Origin of the sequence: Haloprofundus halophilus, from assembly GCF_003439925.1 — an archaeon.
GTDB classification, from domain to species: domain Archaea; phylum Halobacteriota; class Halobacteria; order Halobacteriales; family Haloferacaceae; genus Haloprofundus; species Haloprofundus halophilus.
The window spans coordinates 815,983-838,608 of the sequence record NZ_QQRR01000001.1 but is presented as its reverse complement, the minus strand read 5'-3'; the positions used below and the strand labels follow the sequence as shown (position 1 = coordinate 838,608).

Below are 22,626 nucleotides of genomic sequence, written 5' to 3'. Positions count from 1 at the left end.
GAGCGATCCCTTACCGGCCAGAGAGCGGTCCCTTTCCGGCCGGGGAGCGGGGCCGGGCGGCGGAGCCGACACAGTTGTATTTGTCTTCTGCGCAGAAACGGGTGTCATGGTCATCGTCGTCCTCGGCGACCGGCTTCGATCGAACGCTATTCATCCACACCTCCGGAAACGGGTCGACGCGGGCATCGACGCATTGCAAGCGACTGACGGGCGGTATCTGCTCGTCACCGGTGCGGCGACGAACCCGGATGTGCCGCGCGCGGAGTGTGAGGTCATGGCCGACTACGCCGTCTCGCGAGGGGTTGCCCCCGAGCGCGTTCTACTCGAAGACCACGCCTACGACACCCGCGGGAACGGCTACTTCGCTCGACTGTTGGTCGACGAGCACGCGCCCGATACGGAGACGGTGTCCGTCGTCAGTTCGCGGATGCACCTCCGGCGAGCGAGGTACATCTTCGAGCGGTGTTTCGGCGACGCCTACGAGATAGATACCAGTCGGGCCGTCGACCCCGAACCGGAGTACGACGATTTCACCGAGTCGGAGATTCGTCGCCTCCACGAGGAGGACCGCGAGTTCTTCGACGGAATCACACCGGGCGACACGGACGCGATTCGGCGGCGACTCGCTGCGGACGACCCGGCGTACAGGTGGCTGGCCGAGAACAAAGAGTGAGCAGTGAATGCTGTGCGGTGCGGAGAATCGAGTTCTCGTACCGCGAGCGAGGCCGAGCGAGCGGCCTTTTTCATCGACGTTTTTGCAAGTGGGGGTGCGCTTCGCGCACCCCCCGCAGTAAAAAGGTCGGTTTCAGTACTTCGGGTCCGCGCCGGTGATAGCGTACACGTCGTCCATGATGTCGTCGCGCACCTCGCGCCAGGTCTCGAAACCGCCGGGACGCGCCGGATACCGGTCGTAGTGCGCCTTCAACTCGTTCGCTTTGCTACGGACGCGAGCCAACTCGAACAGCGTGTCCCAGTGTCCGAACGTCCGCACGAGCGTCTTCAGTTTCAGGCCGAGATGCATCGAGTCGGTGCCCCCGCGGCCGACGGCGTCGGCCAGTTGCTGACCGGGGACGGAGGTGACGATGCCGACGAGTTCGTCCACGTCGTGGACGCTACCCCAGATGTTGTAGAGGTCGATAGCCGCGAAGCGCTTGCCGAAATCAGTCATCACGTCGTGGTTGTACATCCACAGCGCCTCCTCGCTCACGTCGCCGTCGCCGATAGCTGCGATGGCGCGGTTGGCCGCGCGATGGGCGGACTTTGCCGCGCCGGGGATACCGCCGCCGGTGGTCGGGTTGACGTGACCCGCGGCGTCGCCGACGGCGACGAAGCCGTCGGCGACCGCCGAGTCGTACGGTCGGCGGGTCGGCAGCGCCGCACCGAGTTTGTCCTTGACCGTCGCGCCCGCGAACTCGGCGCGGCCGCGGAGGTCCTTCTTGAGCGCCTCGACGAGTTTCATCGGTTCTTTGTTCATCTGGAACCCGAGCCCGACGTTGATCTCGGTCGACGTGCGCGGGAAGTACCAGAGATATCCCAGTTCCTCGGTCGGTTTGAAGACGATGGCGTCGTCCCACTCGACGGGCTCTCTCACGTCGACGACCTCGCGGTACGCCGAGCAGAACTGCGAGTAGTTGACGTTCGTGTCGAACGTCGTTCCCGAGAAGTCGGTTTTGTCCTGCAGCAGCGAGAGCGCCCCCGCCGCGTCGATGGTCACCTCGGCTTCGTAGTCGATAGCCTCGCCTCTTCGCTTGGCGCGAACACCGGTGACGGTCCCGTCGTCGGCCTGCGTCACGTCCTGGACGACCGTGTCGTAATGGATCTCTGCGCCGGTTCGCTCGGCCTCTTCGAGGATTATCTCGCCGTAGCGTTTGCGGTCGAGCACCGCGCCCGGTTCCGATAGCGGGATATCGAGCGTCTCGCCCGCCGGACTCTCGAACACCGCGCGCCGGATGTTCCGGTTGGTAAACGACTCCTCTTTCAGGTAGTCGAGGTCGATGACGTCGGGAAACGAGCTCTTCCCCTTGATGGCGTCGCCGCAGGCGATGTGACCCGCCTCCTCCGGTGATTTCCGCTCGATGATGACTGTGTCGAGTCCCGCAGAGGCCGTCGTCGCGGCGGCGAAGGCTCCGGCGGTGCCTCCCCCCACTACGACGATGTCGTACGTATCCGCTGGCATAAGTAGGTAGTTCCCTGCCAGTTCATAAAAAACGCGTGCATCCGTTCACGCACGGTAACGGGTCTGGGACGACCGAGGGTGTTCGAGCGGGGTAAGAGATTTGGTCGCACACGCTCTCCGGGGAGTATGAAACGCGCATCGTTTCTCGTGCCGGCGGTCGCGCTCCTCGTGGCGCTCTCGGGTTGCGTCGGCGGGAGCGCGTTGACGCTGGAGTCGAACCCGGCGTCGATACCGAACTCGACGCTGGCGGACGCGAGTTACGAACCCGGCGAGAGTCGGTCTGTCGTCGTCGACCGCCGAGTCGACGTCGCCGGGGGCGGAACGAACGTCACGCTCGTCGGCTGGCTCTCGTCGTACGCACGCTCCGACGGTGGCGCGTCCGTCGTCTTGCTCTCGACGCCGAACCCCGACGTCGCCGGCGTCTCCGTCAACCCGCTTGCCGGAGAGCCGAACGACGAACTCGTCGAACGACTGCTCGGCCTCTCGAACGAAGTCACCGGCGACTCGGTCGGCGACCTCCGCCGCGTCGGCGAGACCGAACGGACGGTTCTCGGCGAACGGGCGACCGTCGTCACCTACGAGGGTAACGTGAGTGCCGAGAACGTTTCGGTCGAGGAGTCGACTGCGCAGGTAAACGAGTCGGTGTCGATTCGGTTCCACGTCGCAACCGTCAGCCACGGCGACGACGTCGTAGTCGCGCTGGCGATGCACCCCGCCGACCTCGACGAACGGGAGACGGTGCTGTCGCTGTTCGAGCGCATCGAACACGAAGGCTAAGACACGACGGAAGGACTACACGTTCCCGCAGTGTGCGGGACTCATGGTCTCCGTTTTCATCTCCGAGACTGTACTCTGTACGCCGGGCAGCGGCATCCCGCAGACGCTGTTCGGCGTTCTCTTGCTCGGTTTCGCTCTCGTCTGGGGACTCGCAAACCGAGGCGGTCCGTGGCTGGGGCAATCGTCCCTTTCGCTCGTACTGTCCATTGTCACGTCGCTACTGGGGCTCGCAGCGTTCCTCTTCGGGCTACTTCTGACAGGGGCCTTCGACGACCCGCTCGGTTACGGTGGGTTCGGCTGTGGTGTTCAGTGGGTGTACCTCCCTGCGGCCGCCATGTCGTTAGCTGGTGCTCTGCTGCTGTTCCGGACGGGACGACGGATTTGGCGGACGAAGTAGCGACTTCGACGCGTGGACGCACGGCTGTGTCGAAGATTTGTAGCGAACAGACGGCACAGCGATTCTCCCACTCGCGGAGCGGCGCGCCGTACACCCGCCTCGACCGACCCCGCGACGACTCGTCAACGCACGGGGGGTCTGGTCCCGCCTTCGCTGATAAACCCTCGTCGCGGCGCGGTCGCTGAAGTAGTAGCGGCTACTGAAGCAGTAACGATCGCTGTACGGTGGGGTTGACGGACAAGCAGTTGTACCGCGAACGAGGCCGAAGGCCGAGTGAGCGGCCCTTTTTGGTCCAGATTTTTGCGCCGAGTGGTCGCGCAAAGCGCGACCCCGAGGCGGAAAAAGGTGGGTTAGTAGAACTCTCGCACCAGGTCCATCGCGTCGTCGGGCGCGCCGTCCGGGATGTCGGCCATGTTCTCGGTGAGGCCGTGCTGCTCCTCGTACGGCACCGAGTTCTCGTTCTGGTAGATGACGCCCTGGTACTCCTTGGAGGCGTCGAGAATCCTGTCCTTGGCCGCGTCGTAGTCGTGGCGGTCGTGGTCGTCCTCGTCGCCGAGGTCCACGAGGTTGTCGCGGAAGTAGTCGTACGTGTCGACGTCGTTGAACGTCACGCACGGGCTGAACACGTTGACGAAGCCGAAGCCGTCGTGCTCGATGGCCTCCTGGACGATTTCGGCGTGTCGCATCGCGTCCGAGGAGAAGGACTGCGCGATGAACGTCGCGCCCGCCGCCAGCGCCAGCGCCATCGGGTTGACCGGCGGCTGTTTCGGGCCTTCCGGCGTCGTGGACGTCTCGAAGTCTTCGCGCGAGGTCGGCGAGGCCTGCCCTTTGGTGAGGCCGTAGATGCGGTTGTCCATGACGACGTACGTCATGTCGACGTTCCGACGGACGGCGTGGACGAAATGGCCCGCGCCGATGGAGTAGCCGTCGCCGTCACCGCCCGCGACCATCACTTCGAGGTCGGGGTTGGCCATCTTCACGCCCGCGCCGACCGGGAGCGCGCGGCCGTGGACGCCGTGCATCGCGTAGCTGTGCATGTAGGTGCCTATCTTACCGGAACAGCCGATGCCGGCGACGACGAACGTGTTGTCGGGGTCGTTACCCGTGTTCGCCAGCGCCTTCATCATGCCGTTCATCGTGCCAAAGTCGCCGCACCCGGGGCACCACGTCGGCTGTTTGTCGGACTTGAAGTCGGTGAATCGAACGTCTGAGCTCATGCGGTAATCTCCTGTGAGAGCGTCTCTTTGATGTCTTCGGCCAGTTCGTCGGCTTTGAAGCGGACGCCGTTGTACTTGTTCACGCGCTTGACGCGGGTAAGCGCGTCGTGTTCGAGGATGTCCGCGAACTGCCCGGTGTTGTTACACTCGACGACGATGACGTCGTCGGCGTCCTTTATGACCTCCGAGAGGTCCGGACGCGGGAAGATGTACGGCACCGAGATGAAGCGGACGTCGACGCCGTCCTCTTCGAGGAACTCGATGGCCTCGACCATCGCGCCCTCGTTGGAACCCCACGAGATGACGAGGTTTCCAGAATCTGTATCGCCGAACTCGCGGTACTCCCACGGTTCGCGTTCCTGTGCCGTCTCGACCTTCCGGTTGCGCTTGTCGACCTGCTCGACGCGCATGTCGGTGTCCTCGGTCCGGCGACCGAGTTCGTCGTGTTCGAGGCCCGTCGACATGTGCGCGCCGCCGGTCGTCCCGGGGAACGAGCGCGGACTGACGCCGTCCTCGGTGAGCGCGTGGGGTCTGAACTGCCCTTTCTCGTTCTGCCACTCGCCGATGGTGTCGTCGTCGACGACCTTGCCGCGGTCGATCTCGACGGCGTCCATGTCGAACTCCTCGGGCGCAAACGTCTGCTCGGTGACCGCCATCGCGAGGTCGGCGGCGAGGTACACCGGAGTTTGGTACTTCTCGGCGAGGTTGAACGCCTCGACGGTCTTGTGGAAACACTCGGCGACGGTGGTCGGCGCGAGCGTGAAGCGCGGAATCTCGCCGTGACCGCCGTACACCATCTGGTTCAGGTCGCCCTGCTCCTGTTTGGTTGGCATCCCCGTCGAGGGACCCGAGCGCATCACGTCGACGATGACCAGCGGCGTCTCGCTCGTCGCGATGAGGCCGAACGTCTCGGTCATCAGGTCGATACCCGGACCGGACGTCGCGGTCATCGCGCGGGCGCCGGCGCGTGCGCCGCCGAGCGCGAGGTTGATAGCGGCGAGTTCGTCCTCCGCTTGGACGACGTGACCGCCGTACTGCTCGATGCGACCCGTCAGATACTCCATCACGTCGGTCGCGGGCGTGATGGGGTAGCCGGCGTAGAAGCGGCAACCGGCGGCGATGGCACCCATACCGATGGCCTCGTCGCCGTTGAGGAGAACGTAGTCGTTGTCGGTGGTCTCAAGGTCGTAGTCGAACTCGTGGTCGAAGTTCTCGTGGACGTAGTCGCGTCCGGCGCGGGCGGCCTCGCGGTTGTTGTCGACGATGGCCTGTCCCTTACCGCCGAAACGCTTCTCCAGCGAACTGTCGAGATGTTCGATGGGGAAGTCGGCGACGGCGCACGCCGCGCCGAGCGCGACGACGTTGCGCATGATTGCGCCGCCTTTCTCCTCGGCGATGCTCTGGAGGGGAACGTCCAGCCCGACCATTCCCTCCGGAATCTCGACGCCCTGCATCGTGGTGCGCTCGCCGTCGTAGACGATGACGCTCCCCTCGTGCAGTTCGTCGAGGTTCTCTTCGATGGTTCGCGGTGTGAGCGCGATGAGTACGTCGAGTCGGTCCACGACACTCTGCACTTGGTCGACCGAAGTCCGGACCTTGTACGCCGTGTATCCGCCGCGGATACGCGAAGCGAAGTCCTTCGAGGTGAACACGTGCCGGCCAGCCCGTGAGAGCGCCTGGGCGAAAATCTTCCCCGTGGAGTCGATGCCATCGCCAGCCTCTCCGCCGATGGCCCAGTTGAAGTCCGCAGGCATGCTAACCGGTGGTTCCCTCGGACGAATCAAAAGCCTTCTGAAAGGAGCGGGGTGTCTCCCTCTCGCATTCGGGCGTTTTTTCGCTCCTGAGCCCTCCAAAAGCCCTACTTTCGATGTGACTCTGTGACGGGTTTGCAATCGACCCCGCTCGAACTGTAAACCGTCTTATCTCACTCGCGTCTCATCGTGGTCTCGCACGCGCCGACGAGAGTGGGAAGCGACTTTGCGATGGCCTCCGAAACGGCCGCACATGGACGCAACCGTCGCCGTCACCGACGTCAGCTCGGTCGGCCCAAACACGGTCGCTATCGTTCTCGAATCGCCCGACGGGTTCGACGCACGCCCGGGGCAGTTCGTCAAACTCTCGGCCACCGTCGACGGCGAGGAGTACGCGCGCTTCTACACGCTCTCTTCGCCCGACGCCCACGACACGTTCGAGATAACCGTCGGCGTCGACCCCGAGGAGGCCGGACCGTTCAGCCGCCACCTCCTGGAGTTGGAGTCGGGCGACGAACTCGACATCTCCGGACCGTTCGGGAACGAGTACTACGAGGACGAAACCGCCGTCGTCGTCCTCGCCGGCGGACCGGGCGTCGGCGCGGCCGTCGGCCTCGGCGAGCGCGCACTCCGCGACGGCGGGTCGGTCGCACTCGTCTACAAGGACGATGCGCCCGCGCACGAGGAACGACTCGCGGACCTCCGCGAGCGCGGCGCGACGGTCGTCGTCACCGACGGCGAGCTCGGCGACCACGTCGCAGACGTCCACGACGGCGATGCGCAGGTGTTCGTCTACGGCTTCGCCGACTTCGTCCAGGAGGCCAGCGACGCCGTCGAGGCTGCCGGCGGCGACCCCGCGGACGCGAAGGTCGAGAACTTCGGATAGCCGGATTTCGTCGCGACTGTCGGGACAGATTCGACGACAGTTCGACGTCCCGCAACGAAAAAATACCACAGCGTACTATTGCGGACGATGGAAGAGGCCAATCACGAGTCCGCCGCGCGGGACGCGTCCGCGGAAGGTCGCGTCTCGACGGGCGTCGACGGGCTCGACAAGGTACTGGGCGGCGGCTTCGTTCCGAACCGAACCTACATGGTTCGGGGCGAACCCGGCGCCGGCAAGAGTATTCTCGGTATGCACTTTCTGCGTGCGGGGCTCGACGCGGGCGAGTCCGTCCTGTACATCAATCTCGAGGAATCGACCAAGAACGTCAAACAGAACGCGGCGTCGCTCGGAGTGGAGTTGGACGGTGTCGACTTCCTCGACCTGAGTCCCGACTCGGAGTACTTCGCGCAGAACCTCTCCTACGACATCTTCAGCCCCGACGAAGTCGAGGGCGGGTCGGTGACAGAGGAGATAACCTCGCGCGTCGAAGAACTGAACCCCGACCGTCTGTTCATCGACCCGCTGACGCAACTCCGGTATCTCGCGCCCGACGACTACCAGTTCCGCAAGCAGATCCTCTCGCTGATGCGGTTTTTCAACGTCCAGGGGTCGACCGTGTTGTTCACCGCGCAGGCGACCGAGTCCCGCCCGGACGACGACCTGCAGTTCATCTGCGACGGGACGCTCAACCTCGAACGGACCGACGAGCGGCGCGCGGTGACGGTGACGAAGTTCCGCGGGTCGGACTTCCAGAGCGGCCCGCACACGCTCACCATCGACCGGGGCGGCATCGAGGTGTTCTCCAACCGACTCCCGCAGGCGTCGGAGTACGAGTTCGAGTCCGAGACCATCTCGTCGGGCGTGCCCGAACTCGACCAGTTGCTCAACGGCGGCATCGAGCGGGGGACGGTGACGATAATCACCGGGCCGACCGGCGTCGGGAAGACGACGACGGGCATCCAGTTCATGAAAGAGGCCGCCGGACGCGGCGAGCGGTCCGTCGTCTACCTGTTCGAGGAGAACGAACGGACGCTCAGAGAGCGCAGCAACGCGGTCAACATTCCCATCGAGCAGATGCTCGACCGGGACGTGCTCTCGATAAACGAGACGGAGTCGCTGTCGCTGAGCGTCGACGAGTTCAACCAGCGGGTGCGCGAGGAGGTCGAAGAGAAGGGCGCGGAGATCGTGATGATAGACGGCATCGTCGGCTACAAGTTCGCGCTCCTCGGGGAGAACGACGAGCTCACGCACAACCTCCACACGCTCTGTAAGTACCTCCAGAACCGCGGCATTTCGGTCATCCTCATCAACGAGGTGCAGGATATCACCGGCGACTTCCAGGTGACCGACGAGGGTGGCTTAAGCTATCTGGCGGATAATATTTTGTTCCTCCAGCATCTCGAACTGAACGGAGAGATGCGGAAGGCGGTCGGTGTGCTGAAGAAGCGGACGAGCGACTTCGAGCGCCAGCTTCGGGAGTTCCGCATCACCGAGTACGGCGTGAAGATCGGCGAACCGCTGACCGGGCTCAGCGGCATCCTCAGCGGCCGTCCGGAGACGCCGAACGACGGTCCCGAACCATGAGACGGAAACGAAACCGGAGACGCGCGGGGCGGAGTAGGTCATGACCGACCGACTTCTCGTCGGACGGTCCGCGAGCGGTGCGACCCGACAGCAGGGGGCGCGGATTCTGCTCGCGGTCAGTCGCGACGAGAACCGGTCACTGCTCGCCGAGACGCTCGACTCGGACCACGAAATCGTCGACGCTCGGCCCGAGGACGTGCCGCCCGAGGAGGTCGACCTCTGTATCCTCGACCCGCAGGCGCTGGCGAGAGACGGCGAGGCGCTCGGCGCGTTGAAAGACCGGGCCGGACCGCTGCACCTGCCGTTTCTGCTCGTCGTCCCCGAGCGGAATCTGAACGGCGGCGACGTGTGGCGACAGATCACCGCACAGTTTCCGCCCGGCGTCGACGACCTGATTCGGACGCCGGTGTCGAAAGCGGAACTGCGCGGCCGCTTGCAGTCGCTGCTACGCGTGCGACGGCAGTCCGCCTCGCTGGGGGAACAGCGAGAGCGTCTCGACCGGCTCAACCGCGTCAACTCCGTCATCCGGGAGGCCAACGCCGCGCTGGTCGGCGCGAAGAGTCGCGACGAGGTCGAAGAGCGCGTCTGCACGCGGCTCTCGAACGCCGGGCCGTACTGTTACGTCCGCATCTGTGAGCCGCGTGCGACGCGCGACGCGCTCACCGTCAGCACGAAAGTCGGCGACCTCGTCGACCCGCCGGACCCGCAGCCGACGACGAACGGCGACCGGTCGCAGGCGACCGCCGCGTGGCGCTCGTTCACCGACCGGAAGACGCTCTCGACCGGACTGAATCCCGGAGACGGCACGGAGTTCGACGACGAGACCGCCGCGGCGTGGCGAGAGTGGGCCGACAGCGGCAGCGTCCGCGGTTTCGCTTGCGTGCCGATCAGGTATCGCGACACGGTGTACGGCGTGTTGGAGGTGTACACCCGCGAGACCGACGCCTTCGACGAGGAAGAACAGTCGGTGCTCGACGAACTCGGACAGACGATCGGTCACACCATCAACGCCGTCGAGAGCAAACGCCTACTGCTGACGAACGGAGCGACGGAGATCGAACTCCGAATCGCCGACGCCGACGATGCACTGCTCGGACTGGCCGCGGCAGCCGACGCCGAACTGCGACTGGAGGGGGTCACCGGGAGCGACCCGTCCGTCGAGTACTTCACGGTCCTCGACGGCGACGGGGACGACGTCGTCGAACGCGCGGCCGACTCGTCGGCGGTCGTCCGACAGCGGATCGTCCGAGAGGGCGACGACGGAACGCTGGTTCAGTTGGCGTTCGAGACGGAGTCCGTCGCCGAGGCGCTGACGGACCTCGGGACGACCGTCGACACGCTCGTCGTCGACGAACGCGGCGCGACCGCCGTCGCACTGCTACCGCGGGACGGCGACGTGGGGTCGTGCATGCGCGGGCTCCGCGAACGCTACGACGACGTGCAGCTCCGCTCGCGGCGGCAGGTCGAGCGCCGACCGCTGACCGACGAGGACTTCGTCACCGCCGTCGAATCGGATCTGACGGACCGACAGCGCAACGTCCTGAAGGCGGCGTACCTCGCCGGCTACTTCGACCAACCGCGGGAGAGTTCGGGCAAGGACGTGGCGACCTCGCTCGGAATCTCGTCGGCGACGTTTCACCAACACATCCGCGCGGGAGAGATGAAACTCGTCTCCAAACTGTTCGACAAAATTACGGTTGGCAGTACTACCTGATTATTTGGGTAGTCGTACTTTATATATCCCTCTCGTCGGTATAGGCCATGAGCTCACAAGACGTCGTAGCAGACGCCGCAACGCCCGAAACCGAAGAGACCGGAGCGTTGCTCGACGCGCTGACGAGTCCTCGTCGCCGGCACCTGATTCACGCGCTCTCGGCGCAACCGGGTCCGGTCGCGGTCGGGGAACTGGCCGAGGAGATTCACCGACGCGAAGCCGAGGCGGGAGAGACGACGCACCCCGACCAGATCGCCATCTCGCTGCACCACCTCCACCTCCCGAAGCTCGCAGCCCGAGAGTTCCTCGAGTACAACCCCTCGCGCAAGGAGGTCACGCCGACTTACGGGACGGACGAGGCGAGCTACGCGCTCGTATCCGCCGGATTCGCCGAGTAAAATCGAAGCCGTACGACTGCCGATTCTGAGAACCGCCCGAACCGTGAGAGCCGTCTGCGGTGACGAGGAGGCGGCCGAAAACTACTGTCCGACGGTGAGCGCCAGCAGCGCGAACGCGCCGCCGACGCTGGCAACGGTGACGCCGAGCGCTTTCACGAGCGCCGCGTCCGACGAGAGCGGCGGGGAGTCGGGATTTCGGTGCCGGGCGGGAAACAGGAGCGCGCGGAGCGAGGCGATACGAGTCGGTGCGACGGTGGCGACCGCTCCCAGACAGAGGAGCGTGAGGCCGAGTGAGACGTCCAACGTGGCGAGTTGCATCGTCGTCCGGCGAGGGGCCGCTGTCCGTTATAGGTCTTCTCGATTCGGTCCTCCGAGACCCGAATCCTTAGTAAGCTATCACGGCGTGAATGCCGTGACATTCAGCGTGGACTCCCGTTCTAACTGCTCAAGACAGTAGGCGAGTATTCGCCGTTCACGTTCATCACCCCGCTGTTCAAGCGCACGCCTACGGGTGCGCCTCCGCGGTCAGACTTTTGCCGATCGCGGAGATACTTCAGACCGATATTCTTTGCGGCGTTGTAGTCCGCGTGAACATCGTACCCACACTTCAGACACACGAACTCATCCTGCCCATTCGTCTTTGGCCTATTGTCCTCGTGGGTGAAGCCACACTTCGAGCACCGCTGACTCGTGTATGCAGGGTTAATCTGCTCAACTTCGAGACCCTCAGATTCGGCCTTGTACACAACGTTCTCGAACAACCTGTAAAACGCCCACTTCTGGACTGCTTTCGCATGCGGCAGACGCTCTCGAATACCTCTCAACTGCTCGAACACGATGTGAGTACACTTGTTCTTGAGAGCTTCTTCGACGAGTTGGCTAGAGACGGTGTGAAGAAACTGCTCAAACCGCCCAGTTTGCTTACGACCGACTCGCTGAACATTGATGTGCGCCCATCGAGTCCCAGTTTGTTGGAGTGAGCCACGGCGTTTCTCGTATTCGCGGTGCCAGTGAGTGAGTTCGCTACCGCTCCAAAACGTACCAGTTGAAGTGACTGCGAGGTTTGTAATGCCGAGGTCAACACCAAGGACGGAGACGTGCTTGGTGTCACCTTTATCAGCATTATCGTTCTCGACACACGGTTTTGTCCGCACATGAAGGTAGAAACAGTCCTCAACCGAATCGTAATGGAGTGTGGCTCCTTTCACATCGTAGTCGTCGTTGAACAAATACGCCGAGTGTGGCGTGTCACGAGACTCGTCTGGCAAGACAAACTTTGCGGCGACTCGCCCATCGATAGTAGCGAGTGTTGCGTGGTTGTCGTTGACGGTGACAGTTCGAGCGTCGTAGCTGGCGAACCGTGAGGTGAAGCGTGGCTTGGAGGCTTTCTTGCCTTCTTTCCACCGTTCGACACAGCCGTTGACTGCTTCTGCAGCACGGTTCCGTGCGGCTTGCACGAGGTTTGCCGGAAGCGGTGAGTCCTCGCGTACGTTGGAGTAGGTGAGGTTGTGAAGTTCCCTTTTACTCGTAATCTTCCAGTCTGGTTTCCACGCTACGTTTACGACGTAATTGGCGGCGTCGAGGAAGTGGTTCAGAGTCTGGTGGAGGAGGTCCGCGTCATTCTCGGCCACATCGAGTTTGATAGGTACGGTCCGAGTGGCTGAGTTCTCTTCCATCGACATCTCACATATGTGGTCGTTTACATATAACACATTGGAGTTGTCTCAGGAATAGTATTCAGATTAGGATTGCCGACTTGACTAGCCAAAGACGACTCAAAAGACCTGAGTCGCTAGAGTTGGAGGTAGCTTTGGAGGTGTTCCCACTTTCGGTGACTCATCTGAACACCGCCAATCTCGGGGGTCAGCCTGCTATCGATGGTGGTCTGACTCGGAGTTGCCGACTTCTGCTCACACCTGAAGGTGCGAGTTTCCACCTCGTAGCCTTTATGAATAATCGGGCAAATTTTACGCCATGTACGACGACGACGACCTCGCCGAGATACGGGAGGCGCACGAGGAGTGGGCCGAAGAGACCCGCGACCACGTGGTCGACCGGTTCGGCGAGCGCAAAGACCGGTTCGCGACCGTCTCGAACCTCGAAATCGACGACATCTACACGCCCGAGGACGTCGCGGACCTCGACTACGCCGAGGACCTCGGGTTCCCGGGCGAGAAGCCCTACACCCGCGGCGTCTACCCGACGATGTACCGCGGTCGGACGTGGACGATGCGGCAGTTCGCCGGTTTCGGCACCGCCGAGGAGACGAACGAGCGCTTCCACTACCTCATCGAGAACGGTCAGACCGGCCTGTCGACGGCGTTCGACATGCCCTCGTTGATGGGTAAGGACTCCGACGACCCGCTGTCGGACGGCGAGGTCGGAAAGGAGGGCGTCGCCGTCGACACGCTGCGCGACATGGAGGTGCTGTTCGACGGTATCGACATCGGCGAGGTCACCACGTCGTTCACCATCAACCCCTCCGCGCCCGTCGTCTACGCGATGTACGTCGCGCTCGCGGACGAACGCGGCGTCCCCCGCGACCAGATCGGGGGGACGTTCCAGAACGACATGCTCAAGGAGTTCATCGCGCAGAAGGAGTGGGTCATCCCGCCGGAGCCCTCCCTGGACCTCGTCACCGACACCGTCGAGTTCGCTGCCGAGGAGACGCCCCGCATCCGACCCATCTCCATCTCGGGCTACCACATCCGCGAGGCCGGGTCGACAGCCGTGCAGGAACTCGCGTTCACGCTCGCCGACGGCTTCGCCTACGTCGAAGCGGCGGTCGAGCGCGGCCTCGACGTCGACGAGTTCGCGCCGCAACTGTCGTTCTTCTTCAACTCGCACAACTCCATCTTCGAGGAAGTCGCGAAGTTCCGCGCCGCGCGCCGAATCTATGCACACGTGATGGAGGAGTGGTACGACGCCGAAGACGAGAAATCCAAACAGCTGAAGTTCCACACGCAGACGGCCGGGCAGTCGCTGACCGCCCAGCAGCCGCTGAACAACATCGTCCGCGTGACGATTCAGGCGCTCGCGGGCGTGATGGGCGGCACGCAGAGCCTCCACACCAACAGTTTCGACGAGGCGCTGGCGCTGCCCTCCGAGGAGGCGGTTCGCGTGGCGCTGCGCACTCAGCAGATAATCGCCGAGGAGTCCGGCGCGGCCGACAGCATCGACCCGCTCGCGGGGAGTTTCATGGTCGAGTCGCTCACCGACGAAGTCGAGGAGAAGGCGATGGCGTACATCGAGGAGATTCGGGAGATGGGCGACGGCTCCGTCCGCGACGGCGTGCTCCGCGGCATCGACGAGGGGTTCTTCCACCGCGAGATTCAGGACGCCTCCTACGAGTATCAGTCGCGCGTCGAAGACGGCGAGGAGGTCGTCGTCGGCGTCAACAAGTACGAAATGGAAGAGGACACGACGCTCGAACTGCTGCACGTCTCCGACGAGGTGCAGGAGCGACAGCTCAGTCGACTCGAAGAAGTGAAAGCCGAACGCGACGACGACGCCGTCGAGGAGGCGCTGGCGGAGCTCGAACGCGCCGTCGACGACGGCGAGAACGTGATGCCCGTGCTCGTCGACGCCGTGAAGGCGTACGTGACGATGGGCGAAATCATGCAGTTGTTCGAGTCGAAGTACGGCAGCTATCAGGAGAAAGTCGGACTGGCGTGACGAGCCGACAAGAGACGACGTGACGCCCGACCACGAACCGACGGCGTGACGAGCCGACAAGAGACGACGTGACGCCCGACCACGAACCGACGGCGTGACGAGCCGACAGGAGACGAAGTGACGCCCGACCACGAACCGACGGCGGAACCGGTTCCCGAGGGATGCTCGAACGCGCTCGTCTTCGCGCCGTCGCGGATTCTTTTTACGTTGTCACGTCCCGCTCGAAACGAGCGAAACCGACAGCAGTCGGTGACCTCACAGACTGCGTTCGGTGGTAACTCTTATGCCGATGCTGTGGGATGGTGACAGTGGACTATGACAGAAGACAATGTAGAACTCGAAGCGCGTCTCGCCGAGCAGGAGGAGTTCGAGCCGCCGGAGTCGTTCGTCGAGCAGGCGAACGTCTCCGACCCGGGAATCTACGAGGAGTTCGAGGAGAACTGGCCGGAGTGCTGGGAGGGCGCCGCCGACCTCGTCGAGTGGTACGAACAGTACGACCAGGTGCTCGACGACTCGAACGAACCGTTCTACAAGTGGTTCACCGACGGGAAACTGAACGCCTCCTACAACTGCGTGGACCGCCACGTCGAGGACGGCCGCGGCGACGAGGCCGCCCTCGAATGGATCGGCGAACCGACCGACGAGGAGAACCGGACCTACACCTACGCGGAACTCCAAAATGAAGTAAACGAGTTCGCCGCGGCGCTGCGCGAGGAGGGCGTCGGCGAGGACGACGTCGTCACTATCTACATGCCGATGATTCCGGAGGCGCCCATCGCGATGCTGGCGTGTGCCCGCATCGGCGCGCCGCACTCGGTCGTCTTCGCCGGCTTCTCCGCGGACGCGCTGGCGACGCGGATGAACGCCGCCGAATCCGAGTATCTCGTCACCTGCGACGGCTACTACCGCCGCGGCGACCCCCTCGACCACCTCGACAAGGCCAACCAAGGTCTCTCCGGCGTCGACCACGACACCACGACCGTCGTCGTCGAACGCCTCCGCGACGGCGACGGCTTCGGTCACGACCTCGACGAGGACCAGCACGCCTACGCCGACCTCGTGAGCGAGCAAGAGGGCGCAGAGGTCGACCCCGTCCGGCGCGACGCCGAGGACATGCTGTTCCTGATGTACACCTCCGGCACGACGGGACAGCCGAAGGGTGTCAAACACACCACGGGCGGCTATCTCGCGTGGGCGGCGTGGACCTCGCAGGCGGTGCTCGACATCAAACCCGAAGACACCTACTTCTGCTCTGCGGACATCGGCTGGATCACCGGCCACTCCTACATCGTCTACGGGCCGCTCACGCTCGGGACCACCTCCGTGATGTACGAGGGGACGCCCGACTACCCCGACCGCGACCGCCTCTGGGAGATAATCGAGGAGTACGAGTGCGACCAGCTGTACACCGCGCCGACGGCGATTCGAGCGTTCATGAAGTGGGGCAGCCAGTACCCCGAGGAGCACGATCTCTCCTCGCTGCGACTCCTCGGGACGGTGGGCGAACCCATCAACCCGCGCGCGTGGAAGTGGTACTACAAACACATCGGCGGCGAGGAGTGCCCCGTCGTCGACACGTGGTGGCAGACCGAGACCGGCGGGATGATGGTGACGACGCTGCCCGGCGTCAAGAAGATGAAACCCGGTTCCGCGGGACCGGCGCTGCCGGGCGTCGACGTGCGCATCGTCGACGCCGAGGGCGACCAAGTCGACGCCGGGAACGCGGGTTACCTCACGGTCCAGAAGCCGTGGCCGGGGATGCTCCGGACGCTGTACAACAACGACGACCGGTTCGTCAGCGAGTACTGGGAGGCGTACTCCGACCCCGACGAGGACCACTGGGTGTACTTCCCCGAAGACGGCGCGAAGATAGACGAGGACGATTACATCACCGTGCTCGGCCGCGTCGACGACGTCATCAACGTCTCGGGGCACCGGCTCGGGACGATGGAGATCGAGTCGGCCATCGTCGGCGTCGAGGGCGTCGCAGAGTCCGCTGTCGTCGGCGGGAGCCACGACGTGAAGGGCGAGGCCGTCTACGCCTACGTCATCACCGAGGACGGCTACGAGGAGAACGACGAGCTCCGAAGCCGAATCATCGAGGGCGTCGAGGACGCCATCGGCCCCATCGCGCGACCCGAACAGGTCGTCTTCACGCCGGAGCTGCCGAAGACGCGTTCGGGCAAGATAATGCGCCGCCTGCTGGAGAACATCGCCAACGGAGACGAACTCGGGGACACGTCGACGCTGCGTAACCCCGAAATCGTCGGCGACATCGAGGCCAAGGTCAGCGACGACTGAGCGGACCGTTCGGCGATCCGACCGCCGAACTTCAGTTCAATCCGTCCACTCTAGTTATGTGTTAATTCTCTCGAATCAGATAGTAGTGGCAACGACTTCGTGAGACAAAGCAACTATAACGAATGATAACGACAGAGCATCCGATGGTAGAGAGAAACACGCAAGATTCGTCCGTCGAGACCGACGGTGGGGCGGTCAGACAGGCCGCGCGGAGCCACCGAGAGACGAACTATCTCGACAGAGAAGTGAATCTCTTGAAGCCGAGTACGCCGTTCATGCGCGAACACCTGCGCGTCGTCTGGACCGGCTTCGTCCTGTGGGCGCTCATCGTCTTCGGGCCGGTGACGCTGACGTACGTCGCACCCGGCGTCATGACCACGCAGATGCCGGTGCTCGGCTTCCCGCTGCACTACTTCCTCGTCGCGATCGGCGCGCCGACGGGTGCGTTGCTGCTGTCGTTTTGGTACGCGCGAAAGCGTGACGCGCTCGACGCGAAGTACGGCATCGACCACTCCGTAGCGGAGACCGACGACGGCGATGCGACCGTCGCCGCCGACGGAGGGACGGACGAATGATTTCGGGGGTCGTACTCCAGAGCGGTCTGCTCCCGGAGGGGCTGAACGTCTCGTTCAAATTCGCGCCGGCGGTTCTCGTCGCCGCGATGCTGGCGCTGTTTCTGGGAATCGGCTACGCGTTCCGCGTCGCCGACACCGAGGAGATGTGGGTCGCCGGCCGGTCTATCGGGAACGTCGAAAACGGGATGGCTATCGGTGCGAACTGGATGTCCGCGGCGTCGTATCTCGGGATGGCGGCGCTCATCGCGCTGTCCGGGTTCTACGGCCTCGCGTTCGTCGTCGGCTGGTCGACCGGCTACTTCATCCTCCTCATCTTCCTGGCCGCGCAGATGCGCCGGTTCGGGAAGTACACCGCTCCCGACTTCGTCGGCGACCGCTTCAACTCCGACACCGCCCGCGCTATCGCGGCGGTGACGACGTTCCTCATCGGGTTCGTCTACGCTATCGGACAGGCCCGCGGGATGGGGCTGGTCGGGCTGTACATCTTCGGTGACATCGGCCTCCCCGGACTGAGCGGCTATCAGTCGATGGTCGTCCTGATGATGGCGATAACCGTGGGCTATCTGACGCTCTCGGGGATGCTCGGCGCGACGAAGAACATGGCCGTCCAGTACGTCATCCTCATCGTCGCGTTCCTCGCGGGGCTGTACGCCGTCGGCTTCTCGCAGGGCTACTCGACGGTGCTCCCGCAGATAGAGTACGGGACGATGATTGCCGAACTGAGTTCGGAGTTCAGCGAACCGTTCGTCAACGAGAGCTACTACCTGTGGATCGCGACGGCCTTTTCGCTCGTCGTCGGGACCTGCGGCCTGCCGCACGTCCTCGTCAGGTTCTACACGGTCGAAAACGAGCGAACCGCCCGCTGGTCGACGGTGTGGGGGCTGTTCTTCATCTGCCTGCTGTACCTGTCGGCTCCGGCGTTCGCGGCGTTCGGCACCGACATCTACGCGAACAACATCGGCCCGGTGTACGGCGACCCCGGGATGACGAGCGCCGCGGGCGACGTCATCGTCGTGTTGGCGGCGCAGTTGGCCGAGTTCCCGCAGTGGTTCGTCGGCTTCGTCGCCGCGGGCGGCATCGCCGCCGCAATCGCGACTACGGCCGGCCTGTTCATCGCCGGCTCGTCGGCCATCTCCCACGACATCTACGCGAACATCATCAACGAGGACGCGAGTCAGCGCCAGCAGGTGCTCGTCGGTCGACTGAGCATCGTCGCGCTCGGCGTCATCACGACGCTCGCGGCGCTGGACCCGGCGGCACCCATCGCCGCGCTGGTCTCGTACGCGTTCTCGCTGGCGGGTGCGGTGTTGTTCCCGATGTTCTTCCTCGGACTCTGGTGGGAGAACACGAACCGACAGGGCGCGCTCGCCGGGATGACGACCGGACTCGTCATCTGGCTGATTCCGATGATAAACGAGGTGCTGCCGACGTACATCGGCAACGGCGAGCCGTACTCGGCGACGCTGGCGGCGACGGTGCCCGCCATCGGGTCGGCGCTCGTCGCCGTCCCCATCGTGTTCGCCGTCACCATCGGCGTCTCGCTGGCGACGGACGAACCCGACCTGGCGACCAAGCGGATGGTCCGGCAGTGCCACAGCCCCGAACCGATGTCGCGGATGCAGTCCGCCGAGGACGTCGCCGCGACCGACGGCGGCGAACCCGTCTCGGAGGACTGAGCGTGTACGAACGCATCCTCGTCCCGACGGACGGAAGCGCCGTCGCGGAACTGGCGGTGAGCCACGCCGTCGACCTCGCCGAGCGCTACGGTGCCGAACTCCACGCGCTGTACGTCGTCGACATCGACGCGGTGAACCTCGGACTCGGCACCGAGCAGGTCGACCGGATTCGGCAAGGACACTTCAGCGAGATGGGGGAACTCGAGTCCAGAGCGACGGAGTCGACCGGCGTCGTCGCGGCCGCCGCCGGTGACCGCGGCATCGACGTCGTCGAAGAGATTCGCGTCGGTCGGCCGCACAAGGTCATCGCCAACTACGCCGAGAAGGAGGACGTCGACCTCGTCGTGATGGGAAGTCACGGACGCGCTGGCGTCAGCCGCGCGCTGCTCGGCAGCGTCACCGAACGAGTGCTCCGGTCGACGCACGTGCCCGTGCTCGTCGTCGACAGACAGGGTGCGGAGTGAGCCGTGGAGGTCGACCGTTCCCCCGCCGCGTCGCCGACGGGTCCGGAGGTGCCGCGTCGATGAGCCGACTCGAAGCCATCGGCGAACACGTCCAACAGCACCGTCGCGGCATGTTCGTCGACCTCGTCTTCGCCATGGCGTGGGTGACGGTCGTCACGCTTCTGTTCGACTTCCTGCAGGCCCCGCAGTGGGCGTACTACCTCGCCATGCTCTGCGGCGTGCTCGCCTACTACGGCTTCTTCTGGTCGCTCGAGGCCGCCAGAGAGACGTCGTAGCGCGGCGGCCGACGAGGTCGTCCCCCCGCTACGTCTCTTCGACCCACTCGCGAAGGCAACACTCGTCGCAGAGATACCGCCGAACGGCGTCGCCGAAGTCGTCTTCGACGAGCGTGACGAGCACGTGACGTTCGTGCAGCGACAGCGTCGACTCGCAGTTTGCGCAGGGTTCCGAGCGGGTTCCGTTCGGTTGCCAGTGGTGGTGTCGGACCGCTCGACCGATTCGAACTCCGCCGCTCGCGTCGCGCGGGTGGCGGCCGGTGTACTCAGAGAGCGTCATCGTCGAGAGCAAGCCGCCGACGGATAAACCACTTTTGTGGGTAGAGCTATAGAGCGATATTTAATCGCGAGAGACCGACGGTCCGGTCCCGAGACCACTCTGGCGCGAAGAAAGTCGCACGCGTCCGCTCGCGGAGCGATTTGAACGCGCCTCGAATCACCCGACCGCGCGGGCGGCGAACGTTTCCGCGCCCGTAATTTATATCATAATTGTTCACGAACGTCGAGCCACATGGAGAAACCACTGCTGGCGACGGATTTCTTGGACCGCGCCCGGCGACACTACGGCGACGAGGAGGCCGTCGTGGCGACGACCGGAGAGAGATACACGTACGCCGAACTCGGCGACCTCGCAGACGGGTGGGCGGCGGCGCTGCAGGCCAGAGGAGTCGAGAAGGGCGACCGAGTCGCCGTGCTGGACCCGAACACCCACTATCACCTGGCGGCGGCCTACGGGTCGATGCAGGTCGGCGCGATCCACACGCCGCTGAACTACCGGCTCGTCCCGGCGGACTTCGAGTACATCCTGAACGACGCGGGCGTGAAAGCCGTCTTCGCCGACCACGCGTACGCCGAGAACATCGAGGCCGTCCGCGACTCGGTTCCGACGGAGCTGTTCGTCACCGACGACCCCGACGCGGTGGAGGGACAGTGGGAGTCGTTCGACGAACTCGTCGGCGAGTCGACCGAGTACGACCGCCCCGAGATGGACGAGTCCGATATCGTCACCATCAACTACACCTCGGGGACGACGGGCGACCCGAAGGGCGTCTGCCGAACCCACCGAACCGAGACGCTGCACGCGTACCTCGTCTCGATTCACCAGGAGCTCCGCGACGACGACGTCTACCTGTGGACGCTGCCGATGTTCCACGTCAACGGCTGGGGTCACATCTTCTCGGTGACGGGGATGGGCGCGAAACACGTCTGCACGCGCGGCGTCGACGCCGGCGGCATCTTCGACGCCATCCACGACGAGGGCGTCTCGTACTTCTGCGCCGCGCCGACGGTGCTCAACATGCTCCAGGAGCACTACGCCGAACACGAACCGGAGACGACCGCCGGGCGACCCGTCCGAGTGGCGACGGCGGGGGCCGCGCCGCCGGAGGCGACGATTCGAACGGTCGAAGACGAGTTCGGCTGGTACCTCAAACACGTCTACGGCGCGACGGAGACCGGGCCGCTCATCACCACCTCCGACGCCCGGCGGTTCTTCGACCAGGACTCCGCCGAGCGGTTCGCCGTCAAGAAGACGCAGGGCATCGGCTATCTCGGCACCGAGGTCCGCGTCGTCGACGAGGACGGCGAGGACGTGCCGCAGGACGGTCAGAGCATCGGCGAGATCGTCGTCCGCGGCAACCAGGTGATGGACGGCTACTGGGAGAAGCCCGACGCGACGGATGAGGCGTTCACCGACCGCGTCGAGGGCTACTACCACATGGGCGACCTCGCGACGGTCGACGAGAACGGCTTCGTGAGCATCCAGGACCGGAAGAAAGACATCATCATCTCCGGCGGCGAGAACATCTCCAGCATCGAACTGGAAGACGCGCTGTTCGACCACGACGCCGTCGCCGACGTGGCGGTCATCCCGGCGCCGAGCGAGAAGTGGGGCGAGACGCCGAAGGCGTTCGTCGTCCCCGCCAACGGCGATCCGGAGCGTCCGGGGACGACGAGCGACGAGATGGTCGCGTTCCTGCGCGAGCGCATCGCGACGTACAAAGTCCCCGGCGAGATCGAGTTCGTCGCCGAGTTGCCGACGACGGCGACCGGGAAGGTCCAGAAGTACGAACTCCGCGAACGCGAGTGGGAGGAGGAAGACCGGATGGTCGGCGAGGGGTAGTCCGCTGGCGGCCGAGTCGGTCGAAAAGTAGCCGGATAATCAGCCAAATCGGTCGAAGGGAGTCGAGTACGTCGACTCCCGACGCTGTCGGTTGAGCGTCTGCTCGTTTTGCCACGGGGGCGAGATACTACTTGTTGGACGACGTACCCCCGCTGTGACCGACACAGACCCCGAATCAGTCGTCCGAGAGTACTACGACCTCGTCGACGCCGAACGCTACGACGACCTCGTCGCGCTCTTCGGCGAGGACGTCCGCTACGAACGACCCGGACAGGACGCCATCGAGGGACGAGACGCGCTGCTGGAGTTCTACGAGGAGGGCAGGCCGCTGGAGGACGGCGGCCACGAGGTGCACGACGTGGTCGTCGACGGCGACACCGCCGCCGTCCGCGGGACGTTCAGCGGCCTCCAGAACGGTGAGGCCGTCGAGTTCGGCTTCGCCGACTTCCACGAGTTCGAGGACGGCGAAATCGCCCGCCGGTACACGTACACTGACCGCGACGAAGTCTGAGCGGGTCGCTCGCGTCCGCGCTCCATCCGTCGCGCGGCCGTGGGCGCGTGTTCGATAGCTACGCGGTTCTCGACCCCTCTCGCCGAATCGAGACCTATCTCACTTGTCAGCGGAATCACGATACGCT

At 64.4% G+C, this 22,626-nt stretch carries 21 protein-coding genes; 15 read left to right on the top strand and 6 right to left on the bottom strand.

Features of this window, described 5'->3' with window-relative positions; all coding sequences use genetic code 11:
- Positions 1 to 106: 106 nt before the first annotated feature.
- Entirely contained in the window at positions 107 to 673 is a 567-nt protein-coding gene (locus DV709_RS04215) for a YdcF family protein (protein ID WP_157972640.1), read from the top strand.
- A gap of 132 nt (positions 674 to 805) precedes the next feature.
- Here the strand turns inward: DV709_RS04215 and DV709_RS04210 are convergent, their stop codons facing one another.
- Positions 806 to 2,176 (bottom strand): geranylgeranyl reductase family protein, encoded by a 1,371-nt coding sequence (locus DV709_RS04210; RefSeq protein WP_117592011.1) that lies wholly within the window; start codon positions 2,174 to 2,176, stop codon positions 806 to 808.
- Between the two features lie 126 nt (positions 2,177 to 2,302).
- Here DV709_RS04210 and DV709_RS04205 point away from each other — a divergent pair, with 126 nt between their 5' ends.
- Together DV709_RS04205 and DV709_RS04200 are read left to right on the top strand one after the other, a co-directional pair.
- Positions 2,303 to 2,953, top strand: coding sequence for a DUF6517 family protein (locus DV709_RS04205; RefSeq protein ID WP_117592009.1), 651 nt, complete (start codon positions 2,303 to 2,305; stop codon positions 2,951 to 2,953).
- 43 nt (positions 2,954 to 2,996) lie between these two features.
- Entirely contained in the window at positions 2,997 to 3,350 is a 354-nt protein-coding gene (locus DV709_RS04200; RefSeq protein WP_117592007.1) for a hypothetical protein, read from the top strand.
- A gap of 350 nt (positions 3,351 to 3,700) precedes the next feature.
- Here DV709_RS04200 and DV709_RS04195 read toward each other — a convergent pair whose 3' ends face one another.
- Complete coding sequence (locus tag DV709_RS04195; protein ID WP_117592006.1) at positions 3,701 to 4,567, bottom strand: 2-oxoacid:ferredoxin oxidoreductase subunit beta; 867 nt, start codon at positions 4,565 to 4,567, stop codon at positions 3,701 to 3,703.
- Positions 4,564 to 6,321 (bottom strand): 2-oxoacid:acceptor oxidoreductase subunit alpha, encoded by a 1,758-nt coding sequence (locus DV709_RS04190; protein ID WP_117592004.1) that lies wholly within the window; start codon positions 6,319 to 6,321, stop codon positions 4,564 to 4,566. The genes DV709_RS04195 and DV709_RS04190 overlap by 4 nt, the downstream gene beginning before the upstream one ends.
- A gap of 250 nt (positions 6,322 to 6,571) precedes the next feature.
- On the opposite strand from DV709_RS04190, the gene DV709_RS04185 reads away from it, so the two are divergent.
- From DV709_RS04185 to DV709_RS04170, 4 genes are all read left to right on the top strand, one after another.
- Positions 6,572 to 7,204 carry an FAD-dependent oxidoreductase gene (locus DV709_RS04185; RefSeq protein WP_117592002.1) on the top strand — a complete coding sequence of 211 codons (633 nt, stop codon included), beginning with the start codon at positions 6,572 to 6,574 and terminating at the stop codon, positions 7,202 to 7,204.
- Between the two features lie 87 nt (positions 7,205 to 7,291).
- The gene (locus DV709_RS04180; protein ID WP_117592001.1) at positions 7,292 to 8,788 is read left to right on the top strand and encodes an ATPase domain-containing protein; all 1,497 of its coding nucleotides are present in this window, start codon (positions 7,292 to 7,294) and stop codon (positions 8,786 to 8,788) included.
- Positions 8,789 to 8,828: 40 nt separating this feature from the next.
- Entirely contained in the window at positions 8,829 to 10,502 is a 1,674-nt protein-coding gene (locus DV709_RS04175; protein WP_117591999.1) for a bacterio-opsin activator domain-containing protein, read from the top strand.
- 47 nt (positions 10,503 to 10,549) lie between these two features.
- Positions 10,550 to 10,900, top strand: a complete 351-nt coding sequence (locus DV709_RS04170) for a DUF7344 domain-containing protein (RefSeq protein WP_117591997.1) — start codon at positions 10,550 to 10,552, stop codon at positions 10,898 to 10,900.
- An 81-nt stretch (positions 10,901 to 10,981) separates the two neighbouring features.
- On the opposite strand, the gene DV709_RS04165 is transcribed toward DV709_RS04170, so the two are convergent.
- A complete protein-coding gene (locus DV709_RS04165; RefSeq protein ID WP_117591995.1) occupies positions 10,982 to 11,218 on the bottom strand; it encodes a hypothetical protein in 237 nt (78 codons plus the stop codon).
- 119 nt (positions 11,219 to 11,337) lie between these two features.
- On the bottom strand, positions 11,338 to 12,576 hold the full coding sequence (locus DV709_RS04160; RefSeq protein WP_117594096.1) for an RNA-guided endonuclease InsQ/TnpB family protein: 1,239 nt from the start codon (positions 12,574 to 12,576) through the stop codon (positions 11,338 to 11,340).
- A 298-nt stretch (positions 12,577 to 12,874) separates the two neighbouring features.
- Here DV709_RS04160 and DV709_RS04155 point away from each other — a divergent pair, with 298 nt between their 5' ends.
- From DV709_RS04155 to DV709_RS04130, 6 genes are all read left to right on the top strand, one after another.
- Positions 12,875 to 14,575 (top strand): acyl-CoA mutase large subunit family protein, encoded by a 1,701-nt coding sequence (locus tag DV709_RS04155; protein WP_117591994.1) that lies wholly within the window; start codon positions 12,875 to 12,877, stop codon positions 14,573 to 14,575.
- A 315-nt stretch (positions 14,576 to 14,890) separates the two neighbouring features.
- Entirely contained in the window at positions 14,891 to 16,876 is a 1,986-nt protein-coding gene (gene acs, locus DV709_RS04150) for an acetate--CoA ligase (RefSeq protein ID WP_117591992.1), read from the top strand.
- Between the two features lie 143 nt (positions 16,877 to 17,019).
- Positions 17,020 to 17,451 (top strand): DUF4212 domain-containing protein, encoded by a 432-nt coding sequence (locus DV709_RS04145; protein ID WP_117591991.1) that lies wholly within the window; start codon positions 17,020 to 17,022, stop codon positions 17,449 to 17,451.
- Positions 17,448 to 19,127: a VC_2705 family sodium/solute symporter gene (locus tag DV709_RS04140; RefSeq protein ID WP_198665645.1), complete on the top strand. Its 1,680-nt coding sequence runs from the start codon at positions 17,448 to 17,450 to the stop codon at positions 19,125 to 19,127. The genes DV709_RS04145 and DV709_RS04140 overlap by 4 nt, the downstream gene beginning before the upstream one ends.
- A 2-nt stretch (positions 19,128 to 19,129) precedes the next feature.
- Positions 19,130 to 19,591, top strand: coding sequence for a universal stress protein (locus tag DV709_RS04135; protein WP_117591989.1), 462 nt, complete (start codon positions 19,130 to 19,132; stop codon positions 19,589 to 19,591).
- Between the two features lie 59 nt (positions 19,592 to 19,650).
- Complete coding sequence (locus DV709_RS04130) at positions 19,651 to 19,866, top strand: hypothetical protein (protein WP_117591987.1); 216 nt, start codon at positions 19,651 to 19,653, stop codon at positions 19,864 to 19,866.
- 28 nt (positions 19,867 to 19,894) lie between these two features.
- Here DV709_RS04130 and DV709_RS04125 read toward each other — a convergent pair whose 3' ends face one another.
- Positions 19,895 to 20,146, bottom strand: coding sequence for a DUF7576 family protein (locus DV709_RS04125; RefSeq protein WP_117591985.1), 252 nt, complete (start codon positions 20,144 to 20,146; stop codon positions 19,895 to 19,897).
- A 231-nt stretch (positions 20,147 to 20,377) separates the two neighbouring features.
- On the opposite strand from DV709_RS04125, the gene DV709_RS04120 reads away from it, so the two are divergent.
- Both DV709_RS04120 and DV709_RS04115 read left to right on the top strand, forming a co-directional pair.
- Entirely contained in the window at positions 20,378 to 21,988 is a 1,611-nt protein-coding gene (locus tag DV709_RS04120) for a long-chain-fatty-acid--CoA ligase (protein ID WP_117591984.1), read from the top strand.
- 154 nt (positions 21,989 to 22,142) lie between these two features.
- Entirely contained in the window at positions 22,143 to 22,499 is a 357-nt protein-coding gene (locus DV709_RS04115; protein ID WP_117591982.1) for a nuclear transport factor 2 family protein, read from the top strand.
- Positions 22,500 to 22,626 lie beyond the last annotated feature (127 nt).

Excerpts from the sequence above, each read along its gene's own strand:
- DV709_RS04125 (WP_117591985.1), bottom strand. The coding sequence starts at position 20,146 with ATGACGCTCTCTGAGTACACCGGCCGCCACCCGCGCGACGCGAGCGGC.
- DV709_RS04190 (WP_117592004.1), bottom strand. The coding sequence starts at position 6,321 with ATGCCTGCGGACTTCAACTGGGCCATCGGCGGAGAGGCTGGCGATGGC.
- DV709_RS04140 (WP_198665645.1), top strand. The coding sequence starts at position 17,448 with ATGATTTCGGGGGTCGTACTCCAGAGCGGTCTGCTCCCGGAGGGGCTG.
- DV709_RS04130 (WP_117591987.1), top strand. The coding sequence starts at position 19,651 with ATGAGCCGACTCGAAGCCATCGGCGAACACGTCCAACAGCACCGTCGC.
- DV709_RS04205 (WP_117592009.1), top strand. The coding sequence starts at position 2,303 with ATGAAACGCGCATCGTTTCTCGTGCCGGCGGTCGCGCTCCTCGTGGCG.
- DV709_RS04165 (WP_117591995.1), bottom strand. The coding sequence starts at position 11,218 with ATGCAACTCGCCACGTTGGACGTCTCACTCGGCCTCACGCTCCTCTGT.
- DV709_RS04185 (WP_117592002.1), top strand. The coding sequence starts at position 6,572 with ATGGACGCAACCGTCGCCGTCACCGACGTCAGCTCGGTCGGCCCAAAC.
- DV709_RS04120 (WP_117591984.1), top strand. The coding sequence starts at position 20,378 with ATGGAGAAACCACTGCTGGCGACGGATTTCTTGGACCGCGCCCGGCGA.
- DV709_RS04195 (WP_117592006.1), bottom strand. The coding sequence starts at position 4,567 with ATGAGCTCAGACGTTCGATTCACCGACTTCAAGTCCGACAAACAGCCG.
- DV709_RS04175 (WP_117591999.1), top strand. The coding sequence starts at position 8,829 with ATGACCGACCGACTTCTCGTCGGACGGTCCGCGAGCGGTGCGACCCGA.
- DV709_RS04155 (WP_117591994.1), top strand. The coding sequence starts at position 12,875 with ATGTACGACGACGACGACCTCGCCGAGATACGGGAGGCGCACGAGGAG.
- DV709_RS04145 (WP_117591991.1), top strand. The coding sequence starts at position 17,020 with ATGGTAGAGAGAAACACGCAAGATTCGTCCGTCGAGACCGACGGTGGG.
- DV709_RS04180 (WP_117592001.1), top strand. The coding sequence starts at position 7,292 with ATGGAAGAGGCCAATCACGAGTCCGCCGCGCGGGACGCGTCCGCGGAA.
- DV709_RS04215 (WP_157972640.1), top strand. The coding sequence starts at position 107 with ATGGTCATCGTCGTCCTCGGCGACCGGCTTCGATCGAACGCTATTCAT.
- DV709_RS04210 (WP_117592011.1), bottom strand. The coding sequence starts at position 2,176 with ATGCCAGCGGATACGTACGACATCGTCGTAGTGGGGGGAGGCACCGCC.
- DV709_RS04200 (WP_117592007.1), top strand. The coding sequence starts at position 2,997 with ATGGTCTCCGTTTTCATCTCCGAGACTGTACTCTGTACGCCGGGCAGC.
- DV709_RS04170 (WP_117591997.1), top strand. The coding sequence starts at position 10,550 with ATGAGCTCACAAGACGTCGTAGCAGACGCCGCAACGCCCGAAACCGAA.
- acs (WP_117591992.1), top strand. The coding sequence starts at position 14,891 with ATGACAGAAGACAATGTAGAACTCGAAGCGCGTCTCGCCGAGCAGGAG.
- DV709_RS04160 (WP_117594096.1), bottom strand. The coding sequence starts at position 12,576 with ATGGAAGAGAACTCAGCCACTCGGACCGTACCTATCAAACTCGATGTG.